The sequence below is a fragment of the Alcaligenes parafaecalis genome, from assembly GCF_026344135.1.
GTDB classification, from domain to species: Bacteria; Pseudomonadota; Gammaproteobacteria; order Burkholderiales; family Burkholderiaceae_B; genus Alcaligenes; species Alcaligenes parafaecalis.
The window spans coordinates 746,248-761,243 of the sequence record NZ_JAPKNA010000001.1; the positions used below are offsets into that span (position 1 = coordinate 746,248).

The 14,996-nt window shown below is 53.6% G+C and carries 13 protein-coding genes; 8 read left to right on the top strand and 5 right to left on the bottom strand.

The window, feature by feature from the left end; genetic code table 11:
• The first annotated feature begins 4 nt into the window (after positions 1-4).
• Positions 5-1,537, top strand: a complete 1,533-nt coding sequence (locus OSH09_RS03475) for a nucleobase:cation symporter-2 family protein (RefSeq protein WP_266120171.1) — start codon at positions 5-7, stop codon at positions 1,535-1,537.
• 226 nt (positions 1,538-1,763) lie between these two features.
• Positions 1,764-2,213 (top strand): Hsp20/alpha crystallin family protein, encoded by a 450-nt coding sequence (locus OSH09_RS03480; RefSeq protein ID WP_222668086.1) that lies wholly within the window; start codon positions 1,764-1,766, stop codon positions 2,211-2,213.
• Between the two features lie 106 nt (positions 2,214-2,319).
• Here OSH09_RS03480 and OSH09_RS03485 read toward each other — a convergent pair whose 3' ends face one another.
• The 4 genes from OSH09_RS03485 to OSH09_RS03500 all read right to left on the bottom strand — a co-directional run bounded on the left by OSH09_RS03485 (position 2,320) and on the right by OSH09_RS03500 (position 7,484).
• Complete coding sequence (locus OSH09_RS03485; protein ID WP_266120172.1) at positions 2,320-3,360, bottom strand: methyltransferase; 1,041 nt, start codon at positions 3,358-3,360, stop codon at positions 2,320-2,322.
• Positions 3,361-3,489: 129 nt separating this feature from the next.
• Positions 3,490-4,809 carry a M20 metallopeptidase family protein gene (locus OSH09_RS03490; protein WP_266120173.1) on the bottom strand — a complete coding sequence of 440 codons (1,320 nt, stop codon included), beginning with the start codon at positions 4,807-4,809 and terminating at the stop codon, positions 3,490-3,492.
• A gap of 267 nt (positions 4,810-5,076) precedes the next feature.
• Positions 5,077-6,393, bottom strand: coding sequence for a M20 metallopeptidase family protein (locus tag OSH09_RS03495; RefSeq protein WP_207874767.1), 1,317 nt, complete (start codon positions 6,391-6,393; stop codon positions 5,077-5,079).
• Between the two features lie 317 nt (positions 6,394-6,710).
• The gene (locus tag OSH09_RS03500; RefSeq protein ID WP_207874769.1) at positions 6,711-7,484 is read right to left on the bottom strand and encodes an AraC family transcriptional regulator; all 774 of its coding nucleotides are present in this window, start codon (positions 7,482-7,484) and stop codon (positions 6,711-6,713) included.
• 97 nt (positions 7,485-7,581) lie between these two features.
• On the opposite strand from OSH09_RS03500, the gene OSH09_RS03505 reads away from it, so the two are divergent.
• From OSH09_RS03505 to OSH09_RS03530, 6 genes are all read left to right on the top strand, one after another.
• Positions 7,582-8,706, top strand: coding sequence for an MFS transporter (locus OSH09_RS03505; protein ID WP_266120174.1), 1,125 nt, complete (start codon positions 7,582-7,584; stop codon positions 8,704-8,706).
• 170 nt (positions 8,707-8,876) lie between these two features.
• Entirely contained in the window at positions 8,877-10,115 is a 1,239-nt protein-coding gene (locus tag OSH09_RS03510; RefSeq protein WP_266120175.1) for an MFS transporter, read from the top strand.
• 4 nt (positions 10,116-10,119) lie between these two features.
• Positions 10,120-10,983 (top strand): alpha/beta hydrolase, encoded by an 864-nt coding sequence (locus OSH09_RS03515; RefSeq protein ID WP_266120176.1) that lies wholly within the window; start codon positions 10,120-10,122, stop codon positions 10,981-10,983.
• Positions 10,980-11,972, top strand: a complete 993-nt coding sequence (locus OSH09_RS03520) for a VOC family protein (protein ID WP_266120177.1) — start codon at positions 10,980-10,982, stop codon at positions 11,970-11,972. The genes OSH09_RS03515 and OSH09_RS03520 overlap by 4 nt, the downstream gene beginning before the upstream one ends.
• 10 nt (positions 11,973-11,982) lie before the next feature.
• Entirely contained in the window at positions 11,983-13,125 is a 1,143-nt protein-coding gene (locus OSH09_RS03525; protein ID WP_266120178.1) for an FAD-dependent oxidoreductase, read from the top strand.
• Positions 13,126-13,211: 86 nt separating this feature from the next.
• Entirely contained in the window at positions 13,212-13,667 is a 456-nt protein-coding gene (locus tag OSH09_RS03530) for a MarR family winged helix-turn-helix transcriptional regulator (protein WP_207874781.1), read from the top strand.
• A 9-nt stretch (positions 13,668-13,676) separates the two neighbouring features.
• Here the strand turns inward: OSH09_RS03530 and nudC are convergent, their stop codons facing one another.
• A complete protein-coding gene (nudC, locus tag OSH09_RS03535) occupies positions 13,677-14,438 on the bottom strand; it encodes an NAD(+) diphosphatase (protein WP_207874783.1) in 762 nt (253 codons plus the stop codon).
• Between the last annotated feature and the right edge of the window lie 558 nt (positions 14,439-14,996).

The following is a 14,996-nucleotide window of genomic DNA, read 5'->3' on the forward strand; positions in this document are numbered from 1 at the left end:
ATCCATGACAACACCTACAACGGCTACGGGTGCAGCGACTGCGCAGCGCCCCGAAGACGAGAATCTGGGCCTGGGCGCCAATCTGGCCTATGGCTTTCAACACGTATTAACCATGTACGGCGGCATTATCGCCGTGCCTCTGATTATTGGCGAGGCAGCAGGTTTGCCTGCCAATGAAACCGGCTTGCTCATTACCGCCTGCCTGTTCATGGGCGGCCTGGCCACCTTGCTGCAAACTCTGGGCGTCCCATTCTTTGGCTGCCGTCTGCCTTTGGTGCAGGGCGTCTCGTTTTCCGGTGTCGCCACCATGATTGCCATTCTGGGCACGGGTGGCGGTTTGCCAGCGGTCTTTGGTGCCGTCATTGTGGCCTCAATAATAGGGCTGCTGATTACACCGATCTTTTCACGGGTCATCCGCTTTTTTCCGCCCTTGGTAACAGGCTGCGTCATCACGACGATTGGGCTGACCTTGATGCCCGTCGCGGCATTCTGGGCCATGGGCGGCAACCCCTCATCGCCTGATTTTGGCAGCGTTGGCAATATTTCCCTGGCCGCCATGACCTTGGTGATTGTGCTGCTGCTCAGCAAACTGGGCAGCGCCACCATCTCGCGCTTGTCTATCTTGCTGGCCATCATTATCGGCACGGTGATTGCAGTGGCGATGGGCCATGCCGACTTCTCCGCAGTCAGTGAAGGCGAGGTCTTTGCCTTGCCCAGCCTGTTTCACTTTGGCATGCCTACCTTCCAGACAGCCGCCATTATTTCCATGGTGATTGTGATTCTGGTCACCCTGGTCGAAACCTCGGCCGACATTCTGGCCGTGGGCGACATTATTGAAACCAAGGTGGACTCCCGCCGTCTGGGTGATGGCTTGCGTGCCGATATGCTGTCCAGCCTGGTCGCTCCAATCTTTGGCTCCTTCACACAAAGTGCATTTGCCCAGAACGTCGGCTTGGTCGCCGTCACTGGCGTGAAAAGCCGCTATGTCGTCGCGTTTGGTGGCCTGATTCTGATCGCGCTGGGCCTGTTGCCGATCATGGGTCGTTTGGTGGCGGCCGTTCCACCCGCCGTCCTGGGTGGCGCAGGCATGGTCTTGTTTGGCACCGTGGCTGCCAGCGGCATTCGTACCTTGGCCAAGGTGAACTACGAAAACAATATGAACCTGATCATCGTGGCAACGGCTATCGGTGCAGGCATGATCCCGATTGTGGCTCCCAAGTTCTACGAGCATTTCCCTGTCTGGTTTGCAACGATTTTCCATTCCGGCATCAGCTCGGCCGCCTTGGTCGCCATTGTGCTGAATCTCTTGTTCAACCACTTTACCCTGGGCAATCCCGATCAACCTTCTGTGTTTGCCGCTGGAGGAGGCCGCTATTTGCGGGTCTCGGATGTGGCCAAGCTCAATGAAGGTGACCGTGTCATCAATGGCAAGGTCATGGACAAAGACGGCAAGGAAGTCCCGGTGATTGGGGATGAGCACCCCGAGCCGGAGCAGCATGCCATCCTTCATGCCAAGCCGGGTTTAAGCAGCACTTGATTGAGACAAAGGCCCGCACCCAGACCGATATAAAGGCCATCTCGACACACAGGTAAAAAACATAAGATCGTACCTTTACCCGCCTTGTCTCTCTAGGGAGTCAGGCGGGTTTTTTTATCTAGACTCTTGAAATATCAGGCACTAACGCCATGTGTAGTGACGTAGGCGAACGAGCCCACGCCTTCCATTGCAGCAGGGCTCAGCAAAGGAAAAATGGAGATCGAGCATGGCAAATCATTTGACACGTTTTAATCCGTTTGGCGATCTGGCAGGCCTGGATACATGGCGGGATATTGAAGACATCTTCCGACGCGTCCCTGTTGTCGGCTCTTTAGCCGGTAATACACCGCCCAGCATCCGTCTGGACGTCAACGAGACCGAAGAAGCCTATCAAGTCAGTGCTGAAGTGCCTGGCATCAACAAAGAAGACGTGCATGTCAGTGTTGAAGGCAATGTCGTTTCTATTCGCGTAGAAAGTCGTCGCACTCAGGAAGAAAAAGAGGGCGATACGGTCTTGCGCAGTGAGCGCTATTACGGGGTTCAAACCCGTCGCTTTAGCCTGGCTCAGGATATTGACGAGTCCCAAGCTACAGCCAAATGCGAAAACGGTGTGCTGGAGCTGATCCTGCCCAAGAAAAAGAGTGGGGCAGGCGCCAAGAAGCTGGAAATTCGTTAAACGGCTAAATCGGCAGATCCGTTAACAGGAATGGCCCCCTAGGCCTGGACTCGTGTCCAGCTTTTGGGGGCCATTCACTTTGTTGCGGTTCTGTCGCTTGTTGCCTTTATTTATGCCCAAGTTCCAGCACAGAAGCCAGACCACCGGCATCGATACGTCGTAACAAACGAAGCCCGGCACGATCAAACATGGCTTCAAATTCGCCTAAAGTGCGCTCCCGGCTATCTTCCAGCACACACATGGTGATCAGATCCAGCAACTTGCCGCCATTAGGCTTATTGTCGGGTTCGATCACACTTTCCAGCACCAGAATCCGGCCATTTTCAGACATGGATTGTGCACAGTTACGCAAAATAGTGATGCCTTGCTCATCGCTCCAGTCGTGCAAGATCATCTGCAATAAGTACACATCACCAGCCGGGCAACTCTGAAAGAAATCCCCATCCACCAGTTTCCATCGTTCGGGCTGATTCAAGCCAGGTAATACAGAGTTGGCTAAAACCTGGGCTTGGTCAAACAAAATTCCATATGCGTCCGGGAATTTTTTCAGAATCAATAAAAGCAAACCTCCTATCCCACCACCGACATCCACCACGGTCGCATTGGCAGGAATGGAGATTTCATTAATTAAAAACACATTTGAAGCACGAGACAATCCTGAAACGCCTTGATGAAAAATATCGTGAATGTCTTTATCGTCCCAATGCTCAAAAAAAGCATGCCCAAATCTTTCTTTAAATATGGGAATGCCAGCCGCCGCTTGTGATAAATCGCCTGCGCAATGAAGAAAGGTTTGATCGGTCAACATCAAGGCTGCTTCTTTCAAACGACTGGGCGAGTCCGAGCACAGGTTCCAGCCCAATTCATCCAGTTGATACGTATTGACCGGTTGCTCTTTAAAGACTCGTTGGGCGCACAAGACGCGCAAGATGCGCTGCAAGTGGGACGCCTGAGTACGACTGGCCTGAGCCAAGGCTTCTACGGTTTTGGGGCCGTCTTTCATCAGGTCTGCCAGATCCAGTTGGGCGGCTGCCCGGACTGCTGTGGAAATGGAATACGCCATGATCAGATTAAGCAACTCTGTACCGCTATGGCGGGTAACGCCATAATCCTGCTTTAGTTGATTCACTCCATTATGCGTCTTCATGTCTACTCCCTTTTTATAAAAAAAAGCCGGTCACTGAGACAGTGAACCGGCCATTTAAAAAACGAAAGCCAATCAGTCAGAATGAGCGACTAATATGCATGGTTTTTTAATATTAATAATCAAGAAAAACTAAGGATTATTGCTTTGGATCATGTAGGTTAAAGAACTGGCCAACAAAGCACGGGTGCCAATTCGGAGTGCATCTTCATTAATGACAAACTCTGGGGAATGATTCGGCGCACCATCCTTGTCAGCATAGGGAGAGGCGAACAAACGCCAAAAAACCAAGGGGATGTTTTTGCCAAACGCACTGAAGTCTTCTGATGCCATGGATGGTTCCGTCTCATGGGCTCCAATCCCGTCCGTAGCCAACTCCAGAGCGGGGATCAGCATGGCTGTCGTTGCGGGATCACTGATAACGGCATCGTAACCACCGCGAATAACAATATTGGCCGTTACGTCATGGTTTTTAGCGATGTTTTCGGCATAGCGTCGAACCAGGTCCTGAGCAATTGCCTGGTTGTTAGGCGAGTAAGAACGTATGGTTCCTGCCAGACTGGCTGTATCGGGAAGTACATTTCCTCGAATCCCGCTTTGCAGCTTGCCCAGGGTCACGACGGTCGTGCCGTCCGTAGGATTGGTACGTTGCGCCACAATATTATTCAAGGAGAGGGCAATCTCTGCGGCAGCAAGCAAAGGCGATGTTGCCGTCCAAGGCGAAGAACCGTGGCCGCCTTCACCTTGCAGGCCTATCGTAAAACCATAACCACCGGCCGAGATGGCGCCCTGACGATAGCCAATGCCTCCAGCCGGCTGCGCCGCGCGGATATGCTGCGCCATAATGACATCCACTTTAGGGCTGTCCAGCACACCTTCAGCCATCATGGCATTCGCGCCGCTTAGCCCACCAGGAGTAGGATTCCCTTCTTCTGCCGGTTGAAACAAAAGCACAATGGTGCCCGGCAAATCGGCGCGCAGATCAGAAAAGACTTGAGCGGCACCCAAGAGCATTGCTACATGGGTGTCATGACCGCACACATGGGAAATAGGCACGTCCTGCCCTTGCCACGTTCCACGGGCAGTGGATTTGAAAGGCAAGTCATTCACCTCCTCAATAGCCAAAGCATCCATATCGGCTCGCAGCGCAACAACAGGCCCTGGCTGACCACCTGTCAATACCGCTTTAATCCCCGTTTCGGCAACGCCGGTTTGAATCACATAACCGGGCATGCTTTCCAGGGCTGCCTTGATATAAGCCGCCGTATTGTTCTCCTGATAGGAAAGCTCGGGGTTTTGATGGATATGACGTCGCCACGTAATGATTTGCGGCTCTAATAAATCCGCCTTCTGCATGGCAAGATCAATAATCGTAGGGGGTGTTTGTGCCATAACAGTACTGGCAGCCATATACGTTGCAGCGAGAAAACCAAAACAAATAGAACGCTTCATGATGCTTCTCCCTTCCGTGGTGAATGGTGGGCTGATAATAGCATCGACGCAAATAAAAAATAAAATATCAGAAAATTAAATTAATATTCTTTAAAATCAATAAGATATGTAAATTGGATTAATGAAACCAAATGGTATGAATGAATTATTGCAAAATAAAAATCCAGAAAAAAGCCAACCCATAATAATGAGTTGGCTTAGCGGAAGAACTACGGGTTTATTGAATGTTTAGAGCAAAACCCATTCAATAAGCACAGGAAAATATGATCAAGGCTTCTTGTTCTCCAGCATATACGTCAAGGAACTGGACAACAAAGCACGTGTACCAATACGCAATGCTTTCTCATCAATCATGAACTCTGGCGAATGATTCGGCGCACCCATTTTGTCGGCATAGGGAGAGGCATTGAGACGCCAAAAGACAACGGGCACATTCTTGCCAAACGCACCAAAGTCCTCCGAACCCATGCCGGGAGCGACTTCTTTGGCGCCAATCCCGTCAGTCGCCAGATCCAGGGCAGGAATTACGGTTTGCGTCGCTTTAGGGTCGCTGACCAGGACTTCATAGCCTGTGTCGATACGGACAGTGGCTTTCAAGTCGTGGTTCGCGGCAATGTTTTGCGCATAACGCTGAATCAGCTCATGCGCGGTTGCCTGGTTCTGCTTGGATAGGGAACGCACGGTGCCGCTGATATCAGCGCTTTCCGGCAATACATTGGGGCGGTTACCGCTTTGCAGCGAGCCTACCGTCACGACAGTCGTACCGTCCTGTGGATTGGTACGCTGGGCAATGATATTGTTCAAGGCCACCACCGTTTCAGCCGCAGCAACCACGGGCGAGGCAGCATTCCAAGGAGAGGACCCATGCCCGCCTTTACCTGCCAGGGAAATGGAAAACACATCGCCACTGGCCATCAGACTACCGGGGCGATAGCCAATGCTACCTGCGGGGTAGGAGGGGCCAATATGCTGGCCCATCACCACATCCACCTTGGGCTGATCCAGCACACCTTCAGCCATCATGGCGTTGGCACCGCTCAGTGGTTTGCCGGGACCTTGTTCTTCAGCAGGCTGGAACAGCAGCACGATGGTGCCGGGCAGTTCATCACGCATATCCGAGAACACTTTGGCCGCACCCAAGAGCATGGCAACGTGGGTGTCATGGCCGCAAGCGTGCGATACCGACACCTCTTTACCTTGCCAGATTCCTTTTGCCGTGGACTTGAAGGGCAGATCATTGCGTTCCTGCACGGGCAGGGCATCCATATCGGCCCGCAAGGCCACGACCGGACCCGGTTTACCGCCTTTCAGCACCGCTTTAACGCCAGTCTGGGCAATGCCGGTTTGAATCTGGTAACCCGGCATGGTTTCCAAGGCCGCTTTGATATAGGCCGCCGTGTTGTGCTCTTGATAAGACAACTCAGGATTCTGGTGAATATGACGACGCCATTCAATAACCTGCTGCTCCAGGGCATCGGCTTTGCTCATGGCTGTGTCAATCATGGGGTTGCTGGCTTGCGCCAAGGCTGTACCAGCCATCAAACATGTCACTGCCAACAGGCTCAGGCGGAATGAATGTTTCATACAGTCTCCTCTCTTTTTTAGTAGTAATAAGCGATTGATCATAGCATCGCTCTATACAGCCGACGGAGGAATTAATTGACATCTATAGCTTTGGTATGGACCTAAAGCGGCAGAAGAAAAATCACCGTAGACCATCTGCGATACACACAAAAAAACCGGCTCACCAGGAGGGTGAGCTGGTTTGATTACCCTGCATAAACCGTCAAATCAAATGATTAAAAAAACGTGCGTCAGCAAGCGCTCAATCGCCTCTAGTCAGAATCAAGGGCTGGAGTTTTCAATCATGTACATCAAGGCAGTGGCCAGCTTATCAACGCCTAATCAACATTCTGTTTCTGACGGCTGTAATGACCAGGGGTCACACCTGTCTGTTCTTTGAAAAAAGCAATAAAAGCACTGTCGCTGGCAAACCCCAAGTCCGAGGCCAATTGGGTGACACGAGCACCGGTAGAGAGCTGCTCAATAGCCTTGAGCAAGCGCCATTGTTGTCGCCACTGCTGGTAGTTCAAGCCGGTATCCCGCTTGAACAGACGGCTGATGGTTTTTTCGCTGGCCCCCAGATAGCTGGCCAGCACGTTCAGCGATGGGGGGAGGGTATCCAGATCGATATGTCTCAGTCGACTATCTTGGGGCAAGGGCAGAAAGAGAGCCTGGTCGGGAGCGTGTTGCAGCTCATCCAGCAAGACCAGCATGACATGCCGTCCCGGTGCCTGATCCCAATCCATATCCAGATCAGCTTGTGTAATCCGGTCCAGTGCGGCTGTCAGCAAGTCGTTCGCCGCCAGGAGCTGAACTTTGGCAGGGAGGTCCGGGTAGTGAACGGGGTCCAGATATACGGAGCGGTAGTCCACTTGTTCGCTCATTTGCGCTTGGTGGGGCAGAAGGGCAGGAATCCAGATCAAGCGTCCCGGTGGCAACAAACACAACTGCTGATCCAGGGTGACGGTAATGCAGCCGCTATGCGTGTACAGAATCTGCCCCCAGGGATGCTGGTGCAGGCCGGAATCATGTTGCGCCAAGCGGGCAGCAATACCCAAGACGTGGCGGCCTGTCAGATCGGGAAAAGGGTCACTTGCGTCTAGCCAGGGCATGATTGTCTGATTTCATGGATTTTTAAGCAGAATACTTGTAATGGAGAAATTCGACCAGCATTACGCTGATTCTTTTCAAATTGATATGTGAATTGGCATGACTCGTTTTCTTCTCTTGATGATCGCTTTGATCATGTTCCCGCAGGTGGTGGAGACCGCCTATAGTCCCGCTTTACCCTTGATTGCCCAAACCTACGCTGTCTCGGCCAGTGAGGCGGGGCAAACCTTGTCCGTCTACTTTATTGCTTTTGCCGTCGGTGTGCTGTTCTGGGGGTGGCTGTGCGACCGGCTAGGGCGCAGACCAGCGGTTCTGGCGGGTTTGACGGTATATGGCCTGGGCTGTCTGCTTGCCTTGTTCAGCCCGAACTTCACGGTGCTCTTGCTGGCCCGCATGATTAGCGCATTTGGTGCGGCGGTGGGCTCCATTGGCGTACAAACCATGCTGCGGGACCAGTATCAGGCCGAAGAGTTGGCCAAGATTTTCGGCACTATCGGGGCCGCTCTGGCGCTTAGTCCTTTGATGGGTTTGGCCATGGGTGTGGCCTTGTCCTCGGGTGCTCAAGTGATGCCGGTTTTTATCGGTCTGCTGGTTCTGGCCTTGGTTCTGTTGAGCGTCTGCCTATTGCAGCTCCCTGAAACCCGTCCCGTCCAACGCCAAAGCAGCAGCTTGTGGCAGGTTCTGATTCGACTGCTGAAAGATCCTGCAATCTGGCAATCAGCCTTGTTGGTGGCTCTGTTCAACACCACGATTTTTGCGTTTTATCAGTGGGCTCCCTTTTTGCTGCAAGGTTTGGGTTCGGACAACCGGCCCATGATGATTGCCGGTGTCTTGCTGGCTGCGGGCACGTTTATCGGCGCATTTTTGAACCGCCGCTGGCTGGCAGCGGGGCAGTCATCCCATAGTCTGATTTGGCGGGGAATCCTATTGTTAGCGGTATCGGCTATTGGGCTGGAGCTCGCGGGCAAACACCTGATTTTTCTACTACCTGCCATGTTGCTGGCACTGGCCTATGCGGTGGCCATTCCTAACCTTTTATCCGCCGCCTTGCAGAACTATCGTTCCGTTGCCGGAATGGCAGGTGCTGTCTTCGGTCTGATGTACAGCCTGCTACTGGGCTTGGGTTTGGCCTTGTCGGCCTGGTGGGGAAATCTGGCAGATGTCACGGTAGTTTGCGCCGTGCTAGCAGCAATCTGCCTGGCTTTACCGTTGAAAAAAGCCTAAGGACAAGCCCTGATGCTTCGTTCGTAAGGCGGCTCACCATAGGGAATATACTAATACATATGTATTGACATGCATTAAGCGGAATCACCATAATCCTTCATGTTTAAAGCAATCGAAGAGTGTGCCTCACAAACACTCAGCTTGAACATTTTTCCAAAGGAGAGGATGACATGGTGGAACAGGGGGTTATGGGCACTCCGCTCGACAAGGCCAAGCCACGCGGCGCAATTGCCTTGTTAATGTTGCTGATGGCTGTGATGGGCGAAATGTGCCTGGCAGCCGACTTTTACGGCTTTGCTGCCGTTATCAAGATTGTGTCGGCAGACCTGTCGCTAAGTCCCGCACAAGCCGGGCTGGTGCAGGGGGCTTTTGGGGTTTCGTTCGCCTTGGGCATGTTGTTCTGGGCACCACGCGGTCGCTCCATGAACTCGGCCCGTCTGTATCTGATTGGATTGGGCGGCAGCGGTTTGCTGATGCTTTTGCAAACCCAGGCACAGGATTTCACCCAGTTATTTTTGCTGCGTCTGGTCGTGGGCTTTTTTGACTCTGCGGTGTGGGTCGGGTCCATGAAAATCGTCATGCAATGGTTTGCACCACGTCGTCAGGGCCTGGTCCTGGGCATCATTCTGGCCGCGTATTCACTGGCGATTACCCTGGACTTTGCCTTGGGGCTGCCTTACGCCATGGACCATGGCTGGCGCGCTTTCTTCCTGGTGCTCGGTGGCCTGACCTTAAGTGCCTGTTTGATCACGCAATTGGTCGTCCGTCCCGGCCCTTATCAAGATCCTCACGACAAGATCAAAACCGATGCAGGTGTGTTGCGCTCCATTGCTGCACGCCCCTGGATCTGGGTTGGCATTCTGGCGATTTTTGGTGCCTTGTTCTCGGTAGCGGCAACCGCAACCTGGCTGATTCCTGCCTTGATTGATGTGCAGAAAATGGCCCCTGAACAGGCTCCCTTGTTCGGCACCATCATGGGCTTGTCCCAAGTCTTTTTCCTGATTCTGGGCGGTTACGTCAGCGATCGCTTCACCCGTGTTGGTGTGATGCGTGTGGGAATGTGGTTAACCATTCTGGCGGCTAGCGCCTGTGTTCTGGTTGCTTGGCAGGCCTTGCCCTATAGCGGCTTGCTGATTGTGGCCATTCTGTGCGGCGTAGGGGTGTTTCATGGCGGGGCCATTTTCAGCTATGTGGGTGAACGCTATGGCGTGAACCTCGGTCCTTGCGCCGCTGGCTACGCCGAGATGGGCGGTGTGTTCGCTACCTTTGTCGCGCCGTCCTTGCTGGGCCTGTTACTGAGCCTGACCGGCTCCTACGTCTGGGCCTTTGGCAGCTTCCTGGCGGTGGAAGTGCTGGTTTTCATCGGTTTCCTCATGTTGAACCGCTTGTCTTTGGCGCAGGCGGAGTAAAGCAATGAACAAACTTGTTTTCGATCCAGCCGACCTGGAGCAATACCGGCTCCAGGCCTCGGTCTCGGACTTTGATGCTGAAATGGCCACCTACAAGCATGCCAGTGAACGCGCCCGTACTGCCTTGGGCTCCTGTTTTAGCACTCATGCCTATGGCGATGATCCGACAGAAAAGCTGGACGTTTATGAAGCCAGCCAAGCCGGTGCCCCGGTTTATCTGTTCATCCACGGCGGCTACTGGCGCATGTTGTCCAAGGACGACTCGGCCATGATGGCGCAAAGCCTGCATGCCGCCGGTGCCACGGTAATTTGCCTGGACTATGGTCTGGCCCCGGAATACCGCCTGCCGCAGATTATTGAGCAATGTGAACGCGCCTTGCAGTGGGTCCACGCCAACGTCGCGCAGTTCAATGGCGATTCGCAGCGTATTCATATTAGTGGCAGCTCGGCAGGAGGCCATTTAAGCGGCATGTTGTTGGCCGCCGATGCCCAACGTGAACAGCGTCTGATTCACAGCGCCAGCATTATCAGCGGCGTGATGGATTTGCATCCGATTTTGCAAACCGCCGTCAATGGCTGGCTGCAACTGGACGAAGAACAAGCCCAACGCTACAGCCCGGCTCTGTATCCCCCCGCCGCCCGCACGCCCGTGCTGGTCGCCTGGGGTGAACTGGAACCCGCCGTCATGCAGGAACAAAGCCGCCACTACGCCCGGCAATGCGAGCGGGCGGGCTGCTACGTACACAGTCTGGCTGTGCCAAACCGTAATCATTTCAATGTCTTGATGGATCTGGAACAAAGCGACAGCGCATTGACGCTAGCCGTGTTGCAGACCATGAACCGTCATACCAAGGAGGAGAGACTATGACACAAGCAACTTCCCACTCCATCCAAACCGCGTGCTTTGAGCCCCGCCGTCTGGGCCACGTCAATCTGTGGGTTGATGAACTGCAACGCGGCGAAGATTTTTACAGCCAGGTGTGCGGCCTGAAAGTGGAGTTTACCGAGCCTGATCTGGTGGCGACTTTTCTAGGCACCGGCCACACCCCCCACGATCTGGGCATGATGGAAACCACCAAAGGCGTTAACCGCTATGGTCGCGACGGCCTGTTGCAGCTACCCGGCACGATCGGCCTGACACCCGGCTTGAATCACTTGGCCTGGGAACTGGAAAACGAGGCTGAACTGGTCGCTGGTTGGAAGCGTGCCAAAGAACAAGGCCGCGATATTGATATGACGGTGGACCACCAGGTGGCCCATAGCGTCTACATGTTTGACCCTGATGGCAATTACAACGAGTTCTACTGCGACACCATTAAAGACTGGCGCAGCGTGTTGGGCGGCCCGATGGAATTGCTGACCAGTCGCTGGGACCCGGAAGCTCAGGAACCCTTTAGCGAAGGCCGCTACGATTCCGATCCCATTCTGGAAACCGTGGCTGATGCTCCCGTACAACCACGTCGCGTTACCCATGCGGTCTTGCGTACGGCTCAACTGGATGCGATGCGTGTTTTCTACACCGAAGTCGGTGGACTGGAAATGGTCTATCAGGACGAGCAGGTGGTGTATTTGCGTGCAGGTCTGGCTAATTATGACTACAGCCTGATTCTGGTGCAGGACGAGCAGGCCTCCTTTTCTCATGGCAGTTTTGAACTGGCCAGTGTGCAGGATCTGGAGCACACTTTGGAGCGCTTGAAAAAACAGAACATCACGCCTGTGCATGATGTAAATCTGCCTTGGAAACGGTCCTTCTTTCTGCGTGACCCCGATGGCTTGCTCAGCGAGTGGTATGTGACTCTGGCTGGCGAGCGTGTGCTGGACACCAATCACTCTTTGCCTTTGTGGGCGCAAGTTTAAGGAAAGCATCATGTCCGAGAAAAAACTAAGTGCCTTGATTGCGGGTGGTGGTCTGGGTGGTTTGGCTACGGCCGCCGCTCTGGCCCAACGCGGCTGGGATGTCACCGTGCTGGAGCGCCAATCGGAATTACGCGCCAATGGCTCGGGTATTTATATCTGGGAAAACGGCCTGCGCGTCCTGAAAGCCTTGGGCGCTTACGAGCAAGCCATCGAAGGCGCTTTTTACGGTAGCCACTTTGAGCAACGCGATCTGAACAACGAAGTCATCGATTGCGGCCCCACACCGGCGAATCGTCGTCTGATTACCGTGATGCGCTCGCAACTGCTGAAGTCTCTGGAGCAAGCGGGCAAGCGCGCAGGCGTGAAAGTTCGCACAAATGTCGAAGCCATTAGTGCCAGTGCGCGTGGTGAAGTCCAGCTGGCTTCGGGAGAGCGTCTGCGGGCTGACCTGGTGGTCGGCGCTGATGGCATCTGGTCACGCATCCGTCAATCTTTGGGCCTGGAGCTGATTCACGAGCAAACGCGTGAAGGTGCCTTGCGCACCATGATAGATCGCAAGCCCGGCGACACCGCTGAGCAAGACGCCCAGAAATACATTGAGAACTGGAACGGCCTGCATCGTTTATTGATTACGCCAGTCAGCGAAACCCAGACCTATCTGGCTCTGACATGCCCGCACGATGATATACGCGCCAGCAATACACAGATCGACAAGGAATATTGGTCTGCCTTGTTCCCCCATTGGGCACATTTAATCGAACGTATTGATAGCCCCGTAAGCTGGGGTCGCTACAGCGTGACGCGTTGCAAAGCCTGGTCCAGCGGCCGCACGGCTATTTTGGGTGATGCCGCACACGCACAACCACCCAATCTGGGGCAGGGTGGGGGCATGGCCATGCAAAATGGTCTGGCTTTGGCAAGTTTCCTGGAGCAGGTGCACGACGCCCGTGACATTCCTGCGGCCCTGGAAGCGTGGGAATGTAGCGAGCGCGATATTGTGGAGCACTGCCAGAAGTGGTCCTGTCTGTACGGCGAAATCAGCGCCTTGCCCGATGCGGTACGGACCCAAGTGGTACGTTCGGCCATGGCCAACCCCTGGAGCTACGAGCAGATTTTCCGCGCTGCCAGCCACACGCCAACGGGAACCGTCTAAGCAGAGCTCTGCTAGTATACTGACGGTCCGCTTGTCGCCCTGTTTTCATAGGGCGACAAGCGCAGGACTGACTCTCCCAAGGCATTATGAGCAAAACACCCGTCTCCATCCCCGACAGCAGCGTAGAAACCAATCTGGCCTTCCAGATGGCCAACATTATCTACAAGCTGGACCAAACCCTGCGATCGACCACCCTGCGCGAGCACAATATGACCTATGTGCATTTCCGGGTCTTGCAATACCTGTGGGATAAAGACGGGCGCAGCATTGGAGAAATTGCCAAAGCGATTGTGGTGCATCAGCCGGTCTTGAGCCGGGTCATTGATCAGATGCAGGAGCGCGAATTGGTACAGCGCCGTGCGGACGAAACCGATAGCCGCTTCATGCGCGTATACCTTAGCGAAACAGGCCGCGAGCGCTATGCGCAGGTCTGGCCCGCCGCCAAGGAAATGATTGATGATGCCCTGTCCGTGCTCAACCCGAATGAGCGTGAGGACCTGGGCCGCATGCTGCGCAATGTCGCCACCCATCTGGCGACCTGAAGCCTGAATTTATTCTGCGGGGCGCCCTGGCAAATTGGCTCGTATCAAGCGCCCAGCAATGGAATCGGTATGGGGCAGATCGGGCAAGGTATCGCCAGGACCAAACCAACGGGCATCATTGATCTCGTCAGCCTGAACACGTATATCTCCACCTGCGTACTCGGCGGTATAGGCCACCATCAAAGAATGCGGAAAAGGCCAGGACTGGCTGCCGAAATACCGGATATTGTCCACACGCAGGCCCACTTCCTCCAGAACTTCGCGATGAATCGCTTCTTCCAGGTTTTCACCGGCCTCCACAAAACCAGCCAACGCGGTGTAGCGGGCCGTTGCATAGGTCGAATGGCTGGCCAGCAAGATACGATCCTTATCGCGAATCAGCACCATCATGGCGGGAGAAATCCGTGGGTAGGCTGAAAAGCCACAGGACGTGCAACGAAAGCACAGCTCATGCTTCACGCGCTCCATGGTCGAGCCACAAACGCCACAGAAGCGGTGGCTGCGCGCCCATTCCGACACCTGAAAGGCCCGATTCGCAATACTGGCCTGTTCACCCAACTGAGCCAGCACGCCACGCAAAGGGCGGAAGGTAAAGCCTTCGGGGGCCTGGGTCTGTGCCGTCACATGAGAAGCAAAATCCTGGCAATCATCCCCGGAAAAAAGCGCATGCCATTGCGATGGCGCTAAATCCAGAGCGGGTTGGGCGGGAATCAAGGCCTGCCCCTCTTGGCTGCTGACCAATATTTCATTTCCACGAAAAATGAAATTCATGTGTCTCTTGTCCTTTAATAAGCCGCCTAAGTGCAGCCCAGCGCTGGCTATTGTAAGGGAATGGCCGAGCAAAAAAAAAAGCAGAAAAACGGTGGGGCAGGGAAGCAGTACGTCAAGAGCGTACTCAGAAAAACCCGCGTTTTAAAACCAGAAATATAAATGTCAAAAAGATGACGTTTGTCATCAGTCTGCCGAGAAAAGCCCAGGACAAAACTAACAAGCCGCCTAATTAGCAGGCAAATAATCAAGTATGAATTTATTTAAACCGACAGTTTTACTCTTTGCTTTTAAGAACCGGATTAATTATTTATAAAAATCATTTTTTATTAGCTGTTTTATTTTTTTATTTAAAAAAGGCTATTTATTTTTAGATATTAAGGCAGCTTATAAAGTGTATGTATTTATTTCCCTCCCTCACTAGACCACTTTTCAAAAAAACAGGTGGCTCCTGTTCTGGCCCTATCAGAAAAAAGGCACAAAAAAACCGCCTGGCCTAGCAAGACGGTCTTCTTGAAAAACAAGGTAAAACCTGGAGGTTTTGTGCGTTTTAGCCCAGAC